At 68.9% G+C, this 15,949-nt stretch carries 18 protein-coding genes; 7 read left to right on the top strand and 11 right to left on the bottom strand.

The genetic code is table 11. The features are described 5' to 3' along the window. The first annotated feature begins 196 nt into the window (after positions 1-196). Both E0H73_RS16260 and E0H73_RS16255 read left to right on the top strand, forming a co-directional pair. Positions 197-670 carry a GyrI-like domain-containing protein gene (locus tag E0H73_RS16260; RefSeq protein WP_131356214.1) on the top strand — a complete coding sequence of 158 codons (474 nt, stop codon included), beginning with the start codon at positions 197-199 and terminating at the stop codon, positions 668-670. A gap of 19 nt (positions 671-689) precedes the next feature. Beyond that, entirely contained in the window at positions 690-1,745 is a 1,056-nt protein-coding gene (locus tag E0H73_RS16255) for an ArsR/SmtB family transcription factor (protein WP_131356212.1), read from the top strand. Between the two features lie 40 nt (positions 1,746-1,785). On the opposite strand, the gene E0H73_RS16250 is transcribed toward E0H73_RS16255, so the two are convergent. Further along, positions 1,786-2,310 carry a 2'-5' RNA ligase family protein gene (locus E0H73_RS16250; protein WP_131356208.1) on the bottom strand — a complete coding sequence of 175 codons (525 nt, stop codon included), beginning with the start codon at positions 2,308-2,310 and terminating at the stop codon, positions 1,786-1,788. Positions 2,311-2,431: 121 nt separating this feature from the next. Between E0H73_RS16250 and E0H73_RS16245 the strand changes: the two genes are divergently transcribed. Beyond that, on the top strand, positions 2,432-3,691 hold the full coding sequence (locus tag E0H73_RS16245) for an MFS transporter (RefSeq protein WP_131356205.1): 1,260 nt from the start codon (positions 2,432-2,434) through the stop codon (positions 3,689-3,691). A 194-nt stretch (positions 3,692-3,885) separates the two neighbouring features. After that, a complete protein-coding gene (gene rox, locus E0H73_RS16240) occupies positions 3,886-5,340 on the top strand; it encodes a rifampin monooxygenase (protein ID WP_131356202.1) in 1,455 nt (484 codons plus the stop codon). A gap of 24 nt (positions 5,341-5,364) precedes the next feature. On the opposite strand, the gene E0H73_RS16235 is transcribed toward rox, so the two are convergent. Continuing rightward, positions 5,365-6,477 carry an FAD-dependent oxidoreductase gene (locus E0H73_RS16235; RefSeq protein ID WP_238164032.1) on the bottom strand — a complete coding sequence of 371 codons (1,113 nt, stop codon included), beginning with the start codon at positions 6,475-6,477 and terminating at the stop codon, positions 5,365-5,367. Between E0H73_RS16235 and E0H73_RS16230 the strand changes: the two genes are divergently transcribed. Continuing rightward, positions 6,476-7,369: a LysR family transcriptional regulator gene (locus E0H73_RS16230; protein WP_131356199.1), complete on the top strand. Its 894-nt coding sequence runs from the start codon at positions 6,476-6,478 to the stop codon at positions 7,367-7,369. The genes E0H73_RS16235 and E0H73_RS16230 overlap by 2 nt on opposite strands. Before the next feature lie 34 nt (positions 7,370-7,403). On the opposite strand, the gene E0H73_RS16225 is transcribed toward E0H73_RS16230, so the two are convergent. Continuing rightward, complete coding sequence (locus E0H73_RS16225) at positions 7,404-7,610, bottom strand: Rossmann-fold NAD(P)-binding domain-containing protein (protein ID WP_131356197.1); 207 nt, start codon at positions 7,608-7,610, stop codon at positions 7,404-7,406. 8 nt (positions 7,611-7,618) lie between these two features. On the opposite strand from E0H73_RS16225, the gene E0H73_RS16220 reads away from it, so the two are divergent. Beyond that, positions 7,619-7,945 (top strand): LacI family DNA-binding transcriptional regulator, encoded by a 327-nt coding sequence (locus tag E0H73_RS16220; RefSeq protein ID WP_131356194.1) that lies wholly within the window; start codon positions 7,619-7,621, stop codon positions 7,943-7,945. Between the two features lie 20 nt (positions 7,946-7,965). Here the strand turns inward: E0H73_RS16220 and E0H73_RS16215 are convergent, their stop codons facing one another. From E0H73_RS16215 to E0H73_RS16180, 8 genes are all read right to left on the bottom strand, one after another. Next, positions 7,966-8,448 carry a 2,4'-dihydroxyacetophenone dioxygenase family protein gene (locus tag E0H73_RS16215; protein WP_131356191.1) on the bottom strand — a complete coding sequence of 161 codons (483 nt, stop codon included), beginning with the start codon at positions 8,446-8,448 and terminating at the stop codon, positions 7,966-7,968. A gap of 11 nt (positions 8,449-8,459) precedes the next feature. Continuing rightward, positions 8,460-9,137 carry an SDR family NAD(P)-dependent oxidoreductase gene (locus E0H73_RS16210; protein WP_131356189.1) on the bottom strand — a complete coding sequence of 226 codons (678 nt, stop codon included), beginning with the start codon at positions 9,135-9,137 and terminating at the stop codon, positions 8,460-8,462. Positions 9,138-9,228: 91 nt separating this feature from the next. Further along, entirely contained in the window at positions 9,229-9,921 is a 693-nt protein-coding gene (locus E0H73_RS16205) for a hypothetical protein (RefSeq protein ID WP_131356187.1), read from the bottom strand. Between the two features lie 90 nt (positions 9,922-10,011). Beyond that, positions 10,012-10,746, bottom strand: coding sequence for a hypothetical protein (locus E0H73_RS16200; protein WP_131356184.1), 735 nt, complete (start codon positions 10,744-10,746; stop codon positions 10,012-10,014). Between the two features lie 77 nt (positions 10,747-10,823). Continuing rightward, positions 10,824-12,350, bottom strand: a complete 1,527-nt coding sequence (locus E0H73_RS16195; RefSeq protein WP_131356182.1) for a precorrin-2 C(20)-methyltransferase — start codon at positions 12,348-12,350, stop codon at positions 10,824-10,826. Continuing rightward, entirely contained in the window at positions 12,347-12,982 is a 636-nt protein-coding gene (locus tag E0H73_RS16190; RefSeq protein ID WP_131356179.1) for a precorrin-8X methylmutase, read from the bottom strand. Before E0H73_RS16190 ends, E0H73_RS16195 begins: the two co-directional genes overlap by 4 nt. Next, positions 12,976-14,076 carry a precorrin-3B synthase gene (locus E0H73_RS16185; RefSeq protein ID WP_131356176.1) on the bottom strand — a complete coding sequence of 367 codons (1,101 nt, stop codon included), beginning with the start codon at positions 14,074-14,076 and terminating at the stop codon, positions 12,976-12,978. Before E0H73_RS16185 ends, E0H73_RS16190 begins: the two co-directional genes overlap by 7 nt. A gap of 10 nt (positions 14,077-14,086) precedes the next feature. Next, positions 14,087-15,250 carry an MFS transporter gene (locus E0H73_RS16180; protein WP_131356173.1) on the bottom strand — a complete coding sequence of 388 codons (1,164 nt, stop codon included), beginning with the start codon at positions 15,248-15,250 and terminating at the stop codon, positions 14,087-14,089. Between the two features lie 167 nt (positions 15,251-15,417). On the opposite strand from E0H73_RS16180, the gene E0H73_RS16175 reads away from it, so the two are divergent. Next, the gene (locus E0H73_RS16175) at positions 15,418-15,900 is read left to right on the top strand and encodes a MarR family winged helix-turn-helix transcriptional regulator (RefSeq protein ID WP_131356170.1); all 483 of its coding nucleotides are present in this window, start codon (positions 15,418-15,420) and stop codon (positions 15,898-15,900) included. Positions 15,901-15,949 lie beyond the last annotated feature (49 nt).

Below are 15,949 nucleotides of genomic sequence, written 5' to 3'. Positions count from 1 at the left end.
TCTCAGTAGACGGCTGCGGGGTCGGCCTACGCAAGACCTCTGAAGATGATCGCCAGCGTCCGGTCTTGGAGGTCCCTGGACCACCTGGTCCGGGACGGGAAGATTGCCGGGTGGCGCGAGTACCGGAACACCGCTGTGATCCAGCAGGCGTTAGGTTGACTCTGACAGCGCGTTGCCGAGCCGGGAGGACTGTGGAATGCCGGACATCGTGGAGTTGGGGGAGCGGCCGTACGTCGCGCTGCGGGGCAAGGTCGCCATGACCGAGATCAGTGCGTTCGCGGACCGGATGCGCGAGGTGATCGACTGGCTCGCCGCCCGGGAGATCGCGCCGAACGACGCACCGTTCTTCAAGTACGACGTGGTGGACATGGAAGCCGGCCTGGTCCTGGAGATCGGGTTCCCGGTCGACGACCTGCACAGCGGTGAGGGCGAGATCGTCACTGGTGTCCTCCCGGCCGGGCGTTACGCCAGTACGACGTACCACGGACACCCGGACGGTCTGGTCGACGCCACCCGCGACCTGCTGGCCTGGGCGGACGACAAGGGCCTCGAGTGGGACGCCGACGGTGACCGGTGGACCGCGCGGCTCGAGATCTACAAGTCCGACCCGCGCGAGGTCCCGAACATGGCGGACTGGGACACCGAGCTGCAGTTCAAGCTGAAGGACTAGTTCCTTGGTGGGTTGCTAGGTGCCGACAGTTCTCGCCGGCCTGAGCCGTCTCGACCCTGAGCGGATCCGCCACGTCGCCTCACCCCTGATCGAGCTCGGCTGTGCACTCCACGTGCTGGCCGAGCCTGCTCACCACGACCGCGTCGAGTGGGCGGCCGGCGTACGACTGCCCGACGTACTGCGGTCGGAGTTGGAGCAGTGGACGTGGACCGTGCGGGCTGTCCGGGCGCGGTTCTTTGCGACGAGCGGTGCGACGGGGATGCCGCCGTGGCAGGACGAGCTGGCGGCATTGCGGGCTCGGGCGCCGGAGGAGCTCGCGGCTGAGTTGGTGCGGCCGTTGCGGGGGCGTCCGTTGAGCAGTCGGACTACGGACACGGACGCCGTACGCCATTGGGCCCGTAGTCGGGGTCGTGCGGTCGCTGCGTTGGTTGACTCGCTGTTGAGTGATCCGGTTGAGCCGGTACGTCGTTTCCTCGACCTGCTCGATGCTTGTTGGGTGGAGTGGTTCGCTGCGGTGTGGGAGGAGTCGCGGGAGGCGCTGGCTGCCCGTGGGCGGCAGGACCGCGACCTCGCTGTGCGTGACGGTGTGCTGGCGATGTTGCGGTCGTTGGATGGGTCTGTGTCGGTGCGCGACGCGGACAGCGCGGTGGTGCAGAAGGTGCAGAGCAAGCGGATCGATCTGTCGGAGCGGTCGCTGTTGCTTGTCCCTAGCAACTACATCGAGCCACATCTGTTCTTGGGGGAGATCCCTGGGGAGCCGCTGACGGTCATCTATCCGGTGGTGGGGGCTGGGGCCGCCGTACCCACCGCCCAGCAGATGCTCGGTCGCCTGGAAGCCCTCGCCGGCCCCGACCGTCTCCAGGTCTGCCGAGCCGTCGCCAGCGAACCCCGCACGGCCGGCGAGATCGCTGCGTTGTGGGGCCTCCACCCGACCCAGGTGACCCGCCACCTGCGCGCCCTCACCCGAGTCGGCCTGGTAACCGCCGAACGCCAAGGCCGCTTCGTCGCCTACCGCCTGGACGAGTCCACCCTCAACCACCTAGGCACAGACCTCCTCAACCTGATCATGCGGTGAATCCCCCACAGTCTGTCCCGCCCGCCGCACTGGGCGGACCTCAGCCGAGTGGGATGTTGCGGACTGTCTGCCAGGAGTGGTGTGCGTCTGAGCCGCACATGAGCTGGACGTCCGTGACCAGCATGGAGATCGGGAGATGCTCGCGTACCTGGCGTTCAACCTCTCTCATCTCGGCCCGTGTGCCGGCATGTGCCACGGTCAAGTGGGGCATCAGGTCCTGGAACTCACCGCCGTACGGCGGGAACTCGGGGAACGCCCGGAACACCGCCAAGGTCAACGCCCGGAACGAATCCGCAGGATCAGGCGCCAGCCACAACACGTCCTCGTCGAACCAACCGGTCGCGTTCCACTCTGCCGTGAACCGAGGGACCGTGCGGACAGCCTCCGCAAGGGCGCGGAGAACATCCTCGTCCAGCTCGGACGGCGGAAGGAACGGGTACAGCACCGTCACGTGCGCCGGGACACCCCACGCCGCGGCCGGGTCGAACCTCGCGCGATGTGCGGCAACGGCGACCTCCGCCGCCGGGACGGCAACCACGACCGCCGAATCAGTCCCTTCGAACATGCAAGCCACGGTAGCCGAGCCAACCTCCTGGCCTCGGCACAGGAATGCTTCGGTGGCTGATGCATTGACGGGATCTGTCAGTCCAACCACCGGTTGGGGCGGGCCATAGTTGAGTGAGAGGGTGACAGCTTCTCTTCCGCCGGCCGTACGTCGGTTGATCGGCGCGACTCTCGTCAACACGTTCGGGAACGGTGTGTACGCCGCCGTCGGCGCGCTGTACCTCACGCGCGCAGCCGGTCTGTCCGTCGGGCATGTCGGCGTCGGGCTGACCGTCGCCGGCTTGGTCGGGCTCGTGGCCAGTACGCCGCTCGGCGTCGTCGCGGATCGTCTCGGACCGAACCGTGCGTACGTCGGCTTCCTCCTCCTGCAAGCGATCACGATGAGCGCGCTGACGCAGGTCCGCTCGTTCCTCCCGTACGTCGTGGTCGCGGGCATCACCGCGATCGCCGACTCCGGGCAACGTGGCGCGAAGGGGGCGCTGATCGCCGGCCTGTCGCCGTCCGACCAGCGAGTGCGGACGCGGGCGATCCTTCGCGTGACGACCAACATCGGCATGGGTGCCGGCATGGCTGTCGCCGGCGTCGTGCTCGCAGTTGATCGGCGAGAGGTGTACGTCGCCGCACTGCTTGCCAACGCGGCGACGTACGTGATCACCGCAGCTCTGGTTCGTTTCGGGATGCCAAAGGTCGAGAAGGTGCCGTCGGCAACCGGTCCGTCCGGGCTGACCGCGTTGAAGGATCGGCCGTTCCTCGCGTTCGTCGCGCTGGACGGCGTACTGAGCATGCACAACGCGATGGCGCAGATCGCGATCCCGCTCTGGGTGGCGACCGCGACCGACGCGCCGCGCTGGCTGATCTCCGTCCTGCTGGTGATCAACTCAGTCGCCGTGATCCTGCTCCAGCTCCGCGTTGCCCGAGGCACCGAACACCTCCCCGGCGCCGCGCGCGCCGGCCGCCGAGCCGGCGTACTCCTCGCCGGAGCTTGCATCGTCCTGGCCCTCACCGACGTCACCTCAGGCGCCGTCACCGTCGGCCTCCTGATCGTCGCAGCCCTCGTCCACGTCCTGGGCGAGATGCTGCAATCCGCAGGCGGCTGGGGCATCAGCTTCGAACTCGCCCCGCCCGGCGCCCAAGGCCAATACCAAGGCGCCTACGCCATGGGCCACCAGGTCGGTGACCTCATCGCCCCCTTCATCCTCACCACCATCGCCGTCACCTGGGGCTGGCCCGGCTGGCTCCTGACAGCCACCATCTTCCTCTTCGCCGGCACCCTCCTCCCCCTAGCCGTCCGCAAACACCCCCACTGGCCTACACCCACCGAGCCCCTCGACCCCATCCACCTGACCGCCACCACCTCAGCAAGCGCCAACCCCACGCGCTGACGGGTGGCGGGAAAGGGTTGGACGGGGTGGTGGTTGGGCTTGTAGTTTGCGGGGGACTGTGACTCGGCTGGAGGAGGTGGGACCCATGAACGTTGTAGCGAGGTGGGTGCTCCCCGTTCCCGTCATGGTCGGGCGATTGAGGTAGGTGTCGCCGGAGCGCCTCGACAACCAGGCACTCCCGAAAGGCAATACCTATGGACTTTCCGCAGGGCACCGCCGAGCCGTCGTTCGATGTGATCATTGCCGGGTGCGGGCCTACTGGCGCGATGCTGGCTGCTGAGCTGCGGCTGCACGGTGTGCGGGTTCTCGTGCTGGAGAAGGAAACCGAGCCCGCGTCGTACGTGCGCATTGTCGGGCTGCATGTTCGCAGTCTCGAGCTGATGGCCATGCGCGGACTGCTGGATCGCCTGCTCGAACACGGAAGGCGGCGTCCGGCCGGCGGATTCTTCGCCGCCATCAACAAACCCCCGCCCGAGGGGCTGGATTCCGCGCACGCGTTCTTGCTGGGCATCCCACAGCCGGTCGTCGTTCGTGTGCTCGAAGAACATGCGATCGCGCTTGGTGCGCAGGTACGGCGTGGTGGTGCGCTGGCCGGATTCGAGCAGGATGACGAGGGTGTGACCATCGAGCTGGCCGATGGGGAACGGCTGCGGTCGCGCTATCTCGTCGGGTGTGACGGCTCGCGCAGTACGGTGCGCAAACTGCTCGGCGTCGGCTTCCCGGGCGAGCCCTCGCGGAACGAGACGCTGATGGGCGAGCTGGAAGTGGGTGTGCCGCCGGAGGAGATCGCCGCCAGGGTGAGCGAAGTACGCGAGACCGATCAGCGATTCATGCTCGGGCCTGCAGGCGTTGGGGTGTATCGCGTCGTGGTCCCCGTCGCGGGAGTCAGCCAGGATCGCGCGGACCCTAGCCTCGAGGATTTCAGACAGCAGTTGCGCGCGATCGCCGGGACCGATTTCGGCGTGCATTCGCCGCGGTGGTTGTCCCGTTTCGGGGATGCCACGCGGCTGGCTGAGCGTTATCGGGTCGGGCGGGTGTTGCTGGCCGGCGATGCGGCGCACATCCATCCACCCACTGGGGGACAGGGCCTCAACCTGGGTGTTCAGGACGCTTTCAACCTCGGCTGGAAACTGGCCGCACAGATCCGCGGCTGGGCGCCGGAAACCCTGCTGGACACCTACCAGGCCGAGCGTCATCCGGTCGCCGAGGACGTGCTGGACAGCACCCGCGCCCAGATGGAACTGCTGTCCACCGAACCGGGCCCGCGGGCCGTACGCAGGCTGCTGACCGAACTGATGGACTTCGACGAGGTGAACCGCTACCTGATCGAGAAGATCACCGCGATCGACATCCGCTACGACTTCGGCGAAGGCCCCGACCTCCTCGGCCGCCGCCTGCGCGACATCGACCTGAACCAGGGCCACCTCTACGGGCTGCTGCACAGCGGCCGCGGCCTGCTCCTGGACCGCATCGAACACCTGACCGTCGGCGGCTGGTCAGACCGCGTCGACTACCTGGCGGATCCTGCCGCAGTCCTGGATGTTCCCTGCCTCCTCCTACGCCCCGACGGCCACGTCGCCTGGATCGGCAACAACCAGCAGGACCTCAACCACCACCTAACCCACTGGTTCGGCAACCCCACCCAGTGACTTCCCCTGAGCACCCGCACTACTTCAGGCGGCGGCTGGTTTCAGGAGGTTTCGGAGGGAGCGGGCTGCGGTGAAGCCGGCTCGGTTGGCGCCGATCGTGCTGGCGGAGGGGCCGTAGCCGACCAGGTGGACTCGGGGTTCGAGGACTGTGTGGGTGCCGTCCATGCGGATTCCGCCGGAGGGTTCGCGGAGGTGGAGCGGGGCGAGGTGGGCCAGGTCCGCGCGGAAGCCGGTGGCCCACAGGATTGCGTCGACCTGCAACCGTCGCCCGTCGGTCCACTCGACCCCGGCAGGGGTGATGCGGGTGAACATGGGGAGGCGGGTGTAGACGCCTCGCTCGAAGGCAGCCTGCTCCTGGGGGCGGAGGTGGAGGCCGGTGACGCTGACGACGCTTCGCGGGGGCAGGCCGGCGCGGACGCGTTCCTCGACTTTGGCTACGACCTTTCGGCCGTACTCCGGGTTGAAGTCCTCGCCAGTGCGCCACTCGGGCGGCCGTCGCGTGACCCACGTGGTGGAAGCGACCTCAGAGAGCTCGGCGAGCAACTGCACCGCCGACGCCCCACCGCCAACGACCAGCACATGCTGCCCGCCAAACTCAGCCGCCCCGCGATAGTCGGCCGTATGCAACTGCCGCCCCCGAAAGCTCTCGATCCCCGGGTACCAGGGAATGAACGGCCGATTCCACGTCCCCGTCGCGTTCACCACAGCATCCGCACGGTAAGTCTCACCAGACGTCGCAACCTCGAACAGCCCGCCCACCTTCCGCACGTTCTCAACGACCACAGGCCGTACGACGGGCAACCCGAACCGCTGCTCGTAGTCCGCGAAATACCCCGGCACGAACTCGTTCGCCCGCGCATCGGATGCACTCGGCGGCACCGGCACCCCGGGCAGGTTCGCGATCCCGTGGACTTCGTGCATGGTCAGCGAGTCCCACCGGTGCTGCCACGCTCCACCCGGCGCCGGATTCCGGTCGAGTACGACGACCTCGTCGTACGGCGTGAACCCCATCCGGACCAGATGGTAGGCAGCCGACAGTCCAGCCTGCCCCGCGCCGATCACCACCACCTCGACCTCTCGCACATCACGTCCAACGTCCCGGCCGGGCGGCGTCTTCCCGGCTAGCGTTTGTGGCATGGATCTCACCGCCGCGTACGGCTTCCGGATGGACTGGATCGTGAGCTTCGTCGCGGTCGCCCGCCACGGCGGCTTCTCCGCAGCCGGCAAGGCTGTGTTCCGCGGGCAGTCCCGGATCAGCGAGCACGTCGCCGAGCTGGAGCGTGCCCTGGGCGTCCAGCTCTTCGACCGCACCGCTCACCCGGCACGCCTCACCCCGGAAGGACGCGCGCTGGTACCGCACGCCGAGGAGATCCTCCGCCGCCTCAACGACCTGACGTCCGCCGGGGGAGAGGTCCGCTTCGGCACCTACCCGAGCGCCGCGGCGTGGCTCTTCCCGCAGGTCGCGCAGCGCCTCCCCGCGGAGGTTCGGCTGCACCTGGTCGAAGGGCCGAGCATCGAGCTCGAGGGTGCGCTCGGCCGGGGCGAGGTGGATCTGGCGATCCGCCCGGTGCATCCGCTGGTCGCTTCGGAGTCGCTGGACCACGAAGTCCTCTGGACGGAGCCGCTGGTCGCCGTGTTCCAGCAAGGCCATCCGCTCGCGTCCGCGGAGTCGGTCGGCCTCGACGAGTTGGCGGACCTGCCGCTGATCTCCATCGGGGAGACCTCCGGCGGACGCCAGTTCGAGTCGCACCTGGCCTTCGCGTCCGCAGGGCTCAATCCGGAGAGTGTCTACCGCACCAACCAACCCCAGACGCTGCTCTCCCTGGTCCGCCACGGCTTGGGCACCGGCGTCACCAACGCACTCGCCGTCACCACCGCGAACCTCACCGGCGTACGGCTGGTCCCGATCAGGGACGCGGGAGTCGAACGGCAAGTAGCGATCTTCGTCCATCGCGACCGCCCCCGAACGCCCGCCTTGGACCAGGTCATCGCTGCGGTCCAGGCCGTGCAACCGCCGACCTGGCCCTAGGACAGAGTCGCGTCACACAGCCGCAGGCAGCGCTTCAGCAGCGCTTCCTGCACGTCGACGTCGTACGCCTGGGGGTTGACCTCGACAGCACGTCCGGCCACCGCCGGGCCAGCGCGAAGGCGAGCGCGGCCATCGCCAGCTTGGAGTCCGCGTACGCCGCGTCCTGCGTCCACTCCTGCTCGTGCTGCAGGTCGTCGAGCCGGATCCGGCCGCGGGAGATCGAGTCCGAGCTGACGAACACGATCCGCCGTGGCCTCGGCAACAACGCCGTCAGCAGGGCGGAAGGCGCTCAAGCGGCTCGTGGTCTCCGCGACCGACTACAGCCAGGAGGCAGGCCGGCAGGCGATGGCGAAGCTGCTCAAGGCCAGTCCGGACCTCGACGCGGTGTTCGCGGCCTCGGATCTGCTGGCCTCCGGGGCTCTGGTGGAGCTCCGGCAGCCGCTCGAGCTGGTGGCCCGGGAGATGGTGGAGGTGCTGCTGCGCCGGATCGACGGGACCGACGACGGTCCCCGGATCCTGCCGACCGAGCTCGTCGTCCGGGCCAGTGCCCCGTCAAGGGACGTTCGGCACCTTTAGCGGCGCCCCTCGACGGGGCACTAACGGATGAACTGGTCCACGTAGTCTGCGCCGAGCCCGTTCGCGCCGTAGTGGTCCCGGCACAGCTGGATCTTCGTGAACGTGTCCTCGTAGCCGGTCTGGTTGCCGGCCTCGTCGACGTAGATCATCGCGCCGGAGATGTTGAAGAACGTGATCATCTCGGTGCAGTCCTCCGGCACCCGGAGGGTGTGGATCTCGCCCGGCGGCTCGTAGACGAACGACCCGGTCTCCGCGACCCACTCGTGCTCGTCGTACTGCCATCTGCCCTTGATCACGTAGCCGAAGACCGCGCTCGGGTGCCGATGCCGGGACACGATGCCGGCCCGGGTCACCTTCAGCAGGTTGCACCACTGGCCGGTGACCGTGTTCAGCATCAGCGGCCGGAACCAGACGCCCTCAGCCTGTTGCACCCACAACCGGTCGTCGTCAGGCACCGCGGGTACGGCGATCTCCGCCGGAACTCCTGCTGAAACCGGGATCATCGACTGCTCCTTCACATGCTCTGGTAGCCGCCGTCCACGGGCAGGACGGCGCCGGTGACGAATCCCGCGTCCGGGCCGGCCAGGAAGGCGATCGCCCCGGCGACCTCCTCCGGCTTTCCCCAGCGGGCCATCGGCGTACGGGAGATGATCCGGTCAGCGGCGGCCGGATCGGCTTGCAGTGCGGCGGTCAGGTCGGTGGCGATCCATCCGGGTGCGACCGCGTTCACCCGGATGCCGTCGGCGGCCCAGGCGACCGCGAGGGACTTGGTCAGCTGGACGATCCCGCCCTTGCTGGCGCTGTACGCCGGAACGAGCGGACCACCGAAGTAGCTCAGCATCGAGGCGACGTTGACGATGCAGCCGCGGCTCGCGGCGAGCAGGTCATGTGCGGCCTCGGACGCCCGCAGCGCACCGGTCAGGTTGATCTCCAGAACCTCCCGGAACACCTCCGGCCGATGCTCGTCGCCACGGCGGATGATGCCGGCCGCGTTCACCACAACGTCCAGCCGGTCGAGCGAACCGATGAATTGCTCGAGTGCGCCTGGCTCACGCAGGTCGAGCTCGACCTCGGACGGGCCGGCGCCAAGACCTGTGGCGAGGACCTGCAGTCCGTCGGCGCTGAGTCGTCGTACCGTTGCCGCGCCGATCCCGCTGGTGCCTCCGACGACGAGAGCGGTGCGAGCGGGCATGTTCGGAATCCTGCACTGTCCGGCGGTCCGGGCATAGGAAGACCCGGACGGCGGATAGGGGTCATCCGCCGTCCGGGTCCGTGGGGGCGCCCTAGAACAAGTCGCCACTGGTGTCGATGCGGCGGTGGTAGCGCTGTCCGGCCTTGCCACCGATCAACGCGGCGAGCAGCGTCACCACGACAGCCGCCACGACCGCGATCACGCCACCGGTGGTCAGGGTTTCGTTCGTGATCGGCACCGACGGCAGGTCCACCCGGTCAAGTACGTCGTACTGCGAACCGGCCAGCGCGGCGATCGCCGCGACGACGACCGTCACCAGGAAGCCGATCAGCCAGACGCCGAAGCCCTGCCGCGCGCCGTCGAAACGGGCCAGCCGGCCGGCGACGTATCCGCCGTTGTAGTAGGCGATCGCGAGGATCAACAGCAGGACCGCACCGGACGCGATGCCGATGGTGCCGGCGTCGGACTCGGCCGAGTTCCAGTCGATCGTGGTCGCGTAGTCCACCGCCGCGGCGATCGCGCCGACGATGCCGGTCAGCAGCGCGATCAGCCCGACCGCGACCAGCCAGCCGAAGAAGGCCGAGCCGCCCTTGAAGCCCCGGTACGCCGGGTCCACCTCGGTCGCGGCGGACGTCCGGACGTCCGCCCGGTGCAGCGGCCGCGTGTCCTGGTCCTCGTCGACGTGACCGACCGGCCGCGAGTCGTTGTCGAGCTCAGCACGGCGCAGCGAACGTGTCTCGTCGACCTGCTGAGTGTCCGTGTCGTCCCGATATTGCTGGACCATGGTCAGTTCTCCTCACCAAACAGGCCCCGTGGTCGCCCTTCCGGTACCCGTCCGGGCGCTGGCCATGCGTGGTGAGCCGGTGACTCCGGGCTAGTCGAGCAGATCGTCGATCTTGTCGTGGTAGCGCTGACCGGCTTTGCCGCCGAGGATCGCGAACAGCAGCGAGAGGACGACCAGGGCCGCGGCGGCGACGATCGCGCCCATGGCCAGGGTGTCGTTCGACAGTGCCACGTCCGGTCGGTTCAGGTCGTCGATCCAGCCGTACTGACTGTTCCCGAAGGCGCCGGCGCCGGCCGCGAGCACGGAGAACAGCAGCGCGAGCATCCACACCCCGAAACCCTGCCGGGCGCCGTCGAAGCGGGCCAGCCGGCCGGCGACGTACCCGCCGGTGAAGAACGCCAGCGTCAGCATCAGTACGACGACCGACGCCGCGGTGATGCCTGCGGCCCCGGGCTGGGCCTCCGCGTCAGCGCGGGAGTAGTCCAGAACCTCCGCCGTACCGAGCGCCGCGGCGGCCGCGGCCGCGAGCAGCAGGACCGACATCGCGATGGAGATCAGCCAGCCGAAGAAGGCAGCACCGAACTTGAAGCCGCGGTAGGCGAGCAGGTCCGGATCGGTGATGGGCTCGGTGGTGGCCGTCGGTGCGGGCAAATGGTCCGGGACGATCGTGACGTTGCTCATCGCACGGTGCGCGGCGGCGCGGGCCTCCTCGTAGCGCTGGGTGGTGGTCGCGTCCGAGTCGGGCGCGGCCGAACCGGGGGCAGTCATGGTGGCGGTGTCGCCGCTGTACTGCGCTGTGGCGGTGTCGCCGTACTGCTGGGCCATCTCCGCTTCTCCTCACTGGTCAGTCTCGCGCCAGACCTACCCCTCGGAGTCTGGTCCGACACTGCCGGAGGGCGGATTTAACCGGCCCCTGGGGTGGGATCACTGTCCGTCGCCGGGTATCGGCGGGGAGTGAAAACCAGGGGGCCGGCCGGGCGGGGCACGGTGCGGGTCTGGGACGACCCGATCAGTAACAGGCAGCGCATGTCAACCTGCCCGGGGTCCAGTTCGGCCAGCGTGGTCACGGTGATCGACTCTCCGGGACCGCCCACATCCCGGCCGATGACGACCGTCGTACTGGGCGAACGGTGTTCGAGCAGCAGGTCGCGAGTGGCGCCGACCTGCCAGGTCCGGGACTTCGACGCCGGGTTGTAGATCGCGATCACCAGGTCCGCCGCCGCGGCCGCCGTCAGCCGGCCGGCGATGACGTCCCACGGCTTCAACCGGTCCGACAGCGACAACACGCAGAAGTCGTGCCCGAGCGGTGCGCCCACCCGGCTCGCGACAGCCTGCGCCGCAGTCATCCCGGGCAGCACGCGTACGGCGATATCGGCGTACTCCGGCTCGGACGCGACCTCGGTGACCGCACTGGCCATGGCGAACACGCCGGGATCACCGGACGAGACCACAACCACCTTCGAGCCCTTCCGGGCCAGATCGAGGGCGAACGCGGCCCGCTCGGACTCGACCCGGTTGTCCGACCCATGCTTGCGCTGACGAGCGCGATCCGGCAGCCGGTCGACGTACGGGCCGTAGCCGATGAGGTCGTCCGCACTCGCGATCGCCGCCCGGACCTCGGGTGTCATCCACTCCGGTCCAGCCGGACCCAGCCCGACCACGGTGACCTCGCCGTCCGTGGCGGTCTTGGGAGTCGGCGCGGTGAAGGTGTTGTTGATCGGACTGGGGAGCAGGGCGAGCGAGAAGTACGGCACGCTCTCGGGATCGACCTCGGCCAGGGGAGCCGTGCGTTGTGCGTCGGTCGTCGCGCGTTCGACGTACCAGGCCTCGTCGGCGCGCCCGGCCAGCTCGAACGCCTCCCGCACGTTCTCGAACGTGCGCCCGAGCTTCATCACCGCAGCCGCATCCGTGTCCCGGAGCCGATCGGCGAGTACGTCGGGCGGCAGCGTGCCCGGCAGCACGGTGAGGATCTCGTCCCGCTCACACAACGGTCGCCCGAGTACGGCGGCCGCCGCGCTCACCGACGTCACGCCGGGGACCACCTCGCACGGATACCGGTCGGCCAGACGCTTGTGCATGTGCATATAGGACCCGTAGAACAACGGATCGCCTTCAGCCAGTACGACGACGTCCCGGCCGGCGTCGAGATGCGCGGCCAGCCGAACGGCGCAGTCGGCGTAGAAGTCGTCCATCGCACCCTGGTAGCCGCCGGGGTGATCGGTCGTCTCGGTGGTCAGCGGGTAGACGAGGTGCTCCTCGAGTTGACCGTCCCGCAAGTACGGCGCCGCGACCGAGCGCGCGATGCTCCGGCCGTGCCGTGCGCTGTGGAACGCGATCACGTCGGCGGCACCGATCAGCCGGGCTGCCTTCACCGTGACCAGTTCGGGGTCGCCCGGGCCGAGCCCGACGCCCCACAATCTGCCTGTCACTCTTCCTCGCTTGCGATGGCGTTGACGGCGGCTGCGGTGATCGCGCTTCCGCCTCGGCGGCCGCGGACGACGAGGTGCTCCAGGCCGAGGTCGTTCGCCGCCAGCGCGTCCTTGGACTCGGCGGCGCCGATGAATCCGACGGGGATGCCGAGGATCGCGGCCGGTCGCGGCGCGCCGTCCTTGAGCAGCTCGAGCAATCGGAACAGCGTGGTCGGCGCGTTGCCGATGGCAACGACAGAACCGGCCAGGTGGTCGTGCCAGAGGTCGACGGCCGCGGCGCTGCGGGTGGTCTGCAGTTGCTGGGCCAGGTCCGGCACACCCGGCTCGCTCAGTGTGCAGATGACGCGGTTGTCCGCGGGTAAGCGCCGCCGGGTGATGCCGGCTGCCACCATCTGCGCGTCGCACAGGATCGGTGCGCCGTTCTGGAGTGCGGTCCGCGCGTTCTTGACCACGTTCGGCGACCAGGCGAGGTCAGCGACCAGGTCGGTCATCCCGCAGGCGTGGATCATCCGGACCGCGACCTGCGCCACGTCGGCCGGGAGGTCGCCGAGTGCGGCCTCCGCCCGGATCGTCGCGAACGACCGCCGGTAGATCTCCGCGCCGTCGCGCACGTACTCGAACCCGCTCACCACGTCCCCATCCGCTCACCGTCGATCACATATCCATTGCCCACGGCAAGTACGTCGACGAACTCGCCGGCCGGCTTGCCGCAGCGCCGCTCACAGCCGGACCAGTGCATCGGCCGCTCGTGCCGCGGCAACCGTGGCGTCACCCGCCGCGCGTCGGCCCGCACATCCGCCAGCGCCTTCGCGCATCCCGGCTGCCCAGCACACGCTGTCACACCGTTCCACGCCGAGTCAGGATCTGTGACCAACCCAACCCGCTCGAGCTGTTCACTATCCGCACCCTGGACGACAACCGAGCGCCAAGGAGTCACCCTGAAGTCTTGGTCCAGGTCGGCGAGCACTGCGGACTGTTCTTGGTTGAGACTTCCCAGCGGCACCGTCACCACCAGCGCCGACCCGTGCTGCCCAGCCTGCACCACCGAACTCGTACTCGGCAGCTCTTCCGTAGCTTGCAACCCGAGCCGGCCGAGGATCCGCGCCTCACCACCCTCGAGCTCCGCGATCCGCCACTCCTGTGCACGCTCCCGCAAGAACGCCTCAGCCGCCGCGACCATCATCTCGGCCGCGTCACCCCACCCCACCCGCACACCGAGAGTGCCAAGGCTCAACAGCCCCTCACGCTCGTCCACCGCACGCACGAACACATCCGCCCGCACGCCAGCCAGATCCCCGCGCCCGTCATCCAGCGCTAAGAGGAACCGCCCAGGCAGCTCAGCCAACCCGGGCCGAGCACACAGCTCCCGATCGACCGCAGCCGCAACCGGCAGTACGTCGTACCGGCTCTCCTGGTCCAGACCGGAGAGCGGTGACGCCAGAATGTTCCGCACCCGCTCATGCGGTAGTGACGGCAGCAACCCGGCCTCGAACAGCCGGTGGGACAGCTCAACCGGCGCATCCGGCGCGAGTCCGCGGATCTGCACGTTCGCCCGCGACGTCAGCTCGAGCCGCCCGTCCCCGAGCTCCGCAGCGGCCGTCCGCAGTACGTCGAACTGGTCAGCACGGACCACGCCACCCGGCAGGCGGACGCGGGCAAGGCCTCCGTCGGCAGCCTGGTGCACCGCCAGCACACCCGGGCACCGGTCCGTCTGAGTCCTCGACACAACCGCGATGCTACGTCCCCGCCTCCTGTGCTCTGGACCACAGCAGCACTCCGGCGGTCAGCGCCGCGCACACCCCGCCCGCGACCATGACGGTCGACACGGACCAGCCGTCCACCACCAGACCGCCCAGCAACGCCCCGGTGGACAGCACCGCCTGGAACGAGCCGGTGAACAGCACAGTCGCCGCCTCCCGCGACGCCGGCGCGGCCTTCGCGAACATGTTCATCGAGCAGACCGGCACACCGCCGTACCCGATGCCCCAGACGATGAGCAGCGCCAGGGCTCCCGTCGTACTGCGACCCAGGACCGGCAACAGAAGGGTCGCGGTGGCGATGCAGGCGGCGCATCCGGCGAAGGTGAGGTGGACGCTGCGTGCGACCGCCGTACTAGCGATGAGATTGCCGACCAAGCCGGCGGCGCCGTACACCAGCAGGAACACGCCGATCAGCTCCGGCCGCACGACCTCGCGCAGGAAGGGCGTCACGTAGGTGTAGGTGGCGAAGTGCGCCGTCACGAGCATGCAGGTGACGACGATCGCGCCCTTGCTGCGGCGGAGCGCATTCAGGAGTACGACAAGCCGGGTCACCTGCAGGGGCGGTAGCGGCGGCACGGTGAGGTAGAGAGCAGTCAGCGCCACCAGCGACAGCACTCCGAGTACGGCGAACGACGTACGCCAGCCGGCGAGCTCACCCAGGACGGTGCCCGCCGGTACGCCGAGCACCGAGCCGAACGGGACCGCGGAGAAGATGACTGCGGTCGCGCGGGCGGTCCACCGTTCGGGGACGAGTCGCGCGGCCAGGCCGGCGCCGATCGACCAGAAGCCGCCGACGGTCAGGCCGACGAGGAACCTTGCGAGCAGTTCGACCCAGTAGACCGGCGCGGCAGCCGCGAGGAGTCCGGCGACCGCGAGCAGCATCATCAGCGCGCACAGCATCAGCCGCCGGTCCAGCCGGGCCGTGGCGACCGTGATCACCGGCGCCGCGACGCCCGCCACGAGTCCAGGCATGGTCATCAGCCAGCCGGTGCGTCCGGGCGTGAGTGAGAAGGTTGCGCCGATCGGGGTGAGCAGTCCGATCGGCAGGATCTCGGTGGTGGTGATCGTGAAGATCCCCAACGTCACCGCGATCACGCCGAACCAGCGAACGGTCGGCGTCGATGTTGTCACAACAGTCATGCCAACCAGCCAACCGCCCCCGATCCCCTCACACTCGCAACTTCACGACACCGCCCCACACGTCGCATTCCCGCTACCCAACACACTGTCGGCGTCAGGCACGGCCGGCGGAATGATTGGGCACGAGATGATCTGGGAGTAGATGATCTCGCGTTACCCTGGAGGTTATGGCGAAGACTCCTGTGCGTACGGTTCCTGACCTCACCGGCTATCTCACGCATGCCGGGCATGTGCTCGAGACGCAGTTGTCGGCTGCCCTGGCGGAGATCGGGCTGACGTTGCGGATGCAGTGCGTACTGCGGCATGCCCTCGAGGAGGAGCGCACCCAGATCCAGATCGCCGAGCTGGCCTACATGGACAAGACGACGATGGTCGTCACCGTCGACGCGCTCGAAGAGGCCGGGTACGCCGAGCGCAAGCCCTCCGCCACCGACCGCCGCGCTCGCATCATCGCCGTCACCCCCGCCGGCGCGAAGATCGCCGCCGACGGGCAGCGCATCGTCGACCGGGTCCACGCCGAGGTCCTCGACGCCCTCACCGCCAGCGAACGCAAGCCCTTCGTCGACGCCCTCGTCGACCTGGTCGACGGCCACCTCTCGGTCCCGGTCGAAGCCGTCTCCGTCCGCCGCGCCCGGCAACGCACGAGGTAATCCACCAAAAGATCGTCTAGTACGGAACTATCTGCTACCGTCGTACTTG

The sequence above is a fragment of the Kribbella pittospori genome (assembly GCF_004331465.1).
Taxonomy (GTDB): Bacteria; Actinomycetota; Actinomycetes; order Propionibacteriales; family Kribbellaceae; genus Kribbella; species Kribbella pittospori.
This window is presented reverse-complemented; position numbering and strand designations above follow the sequence as displayed.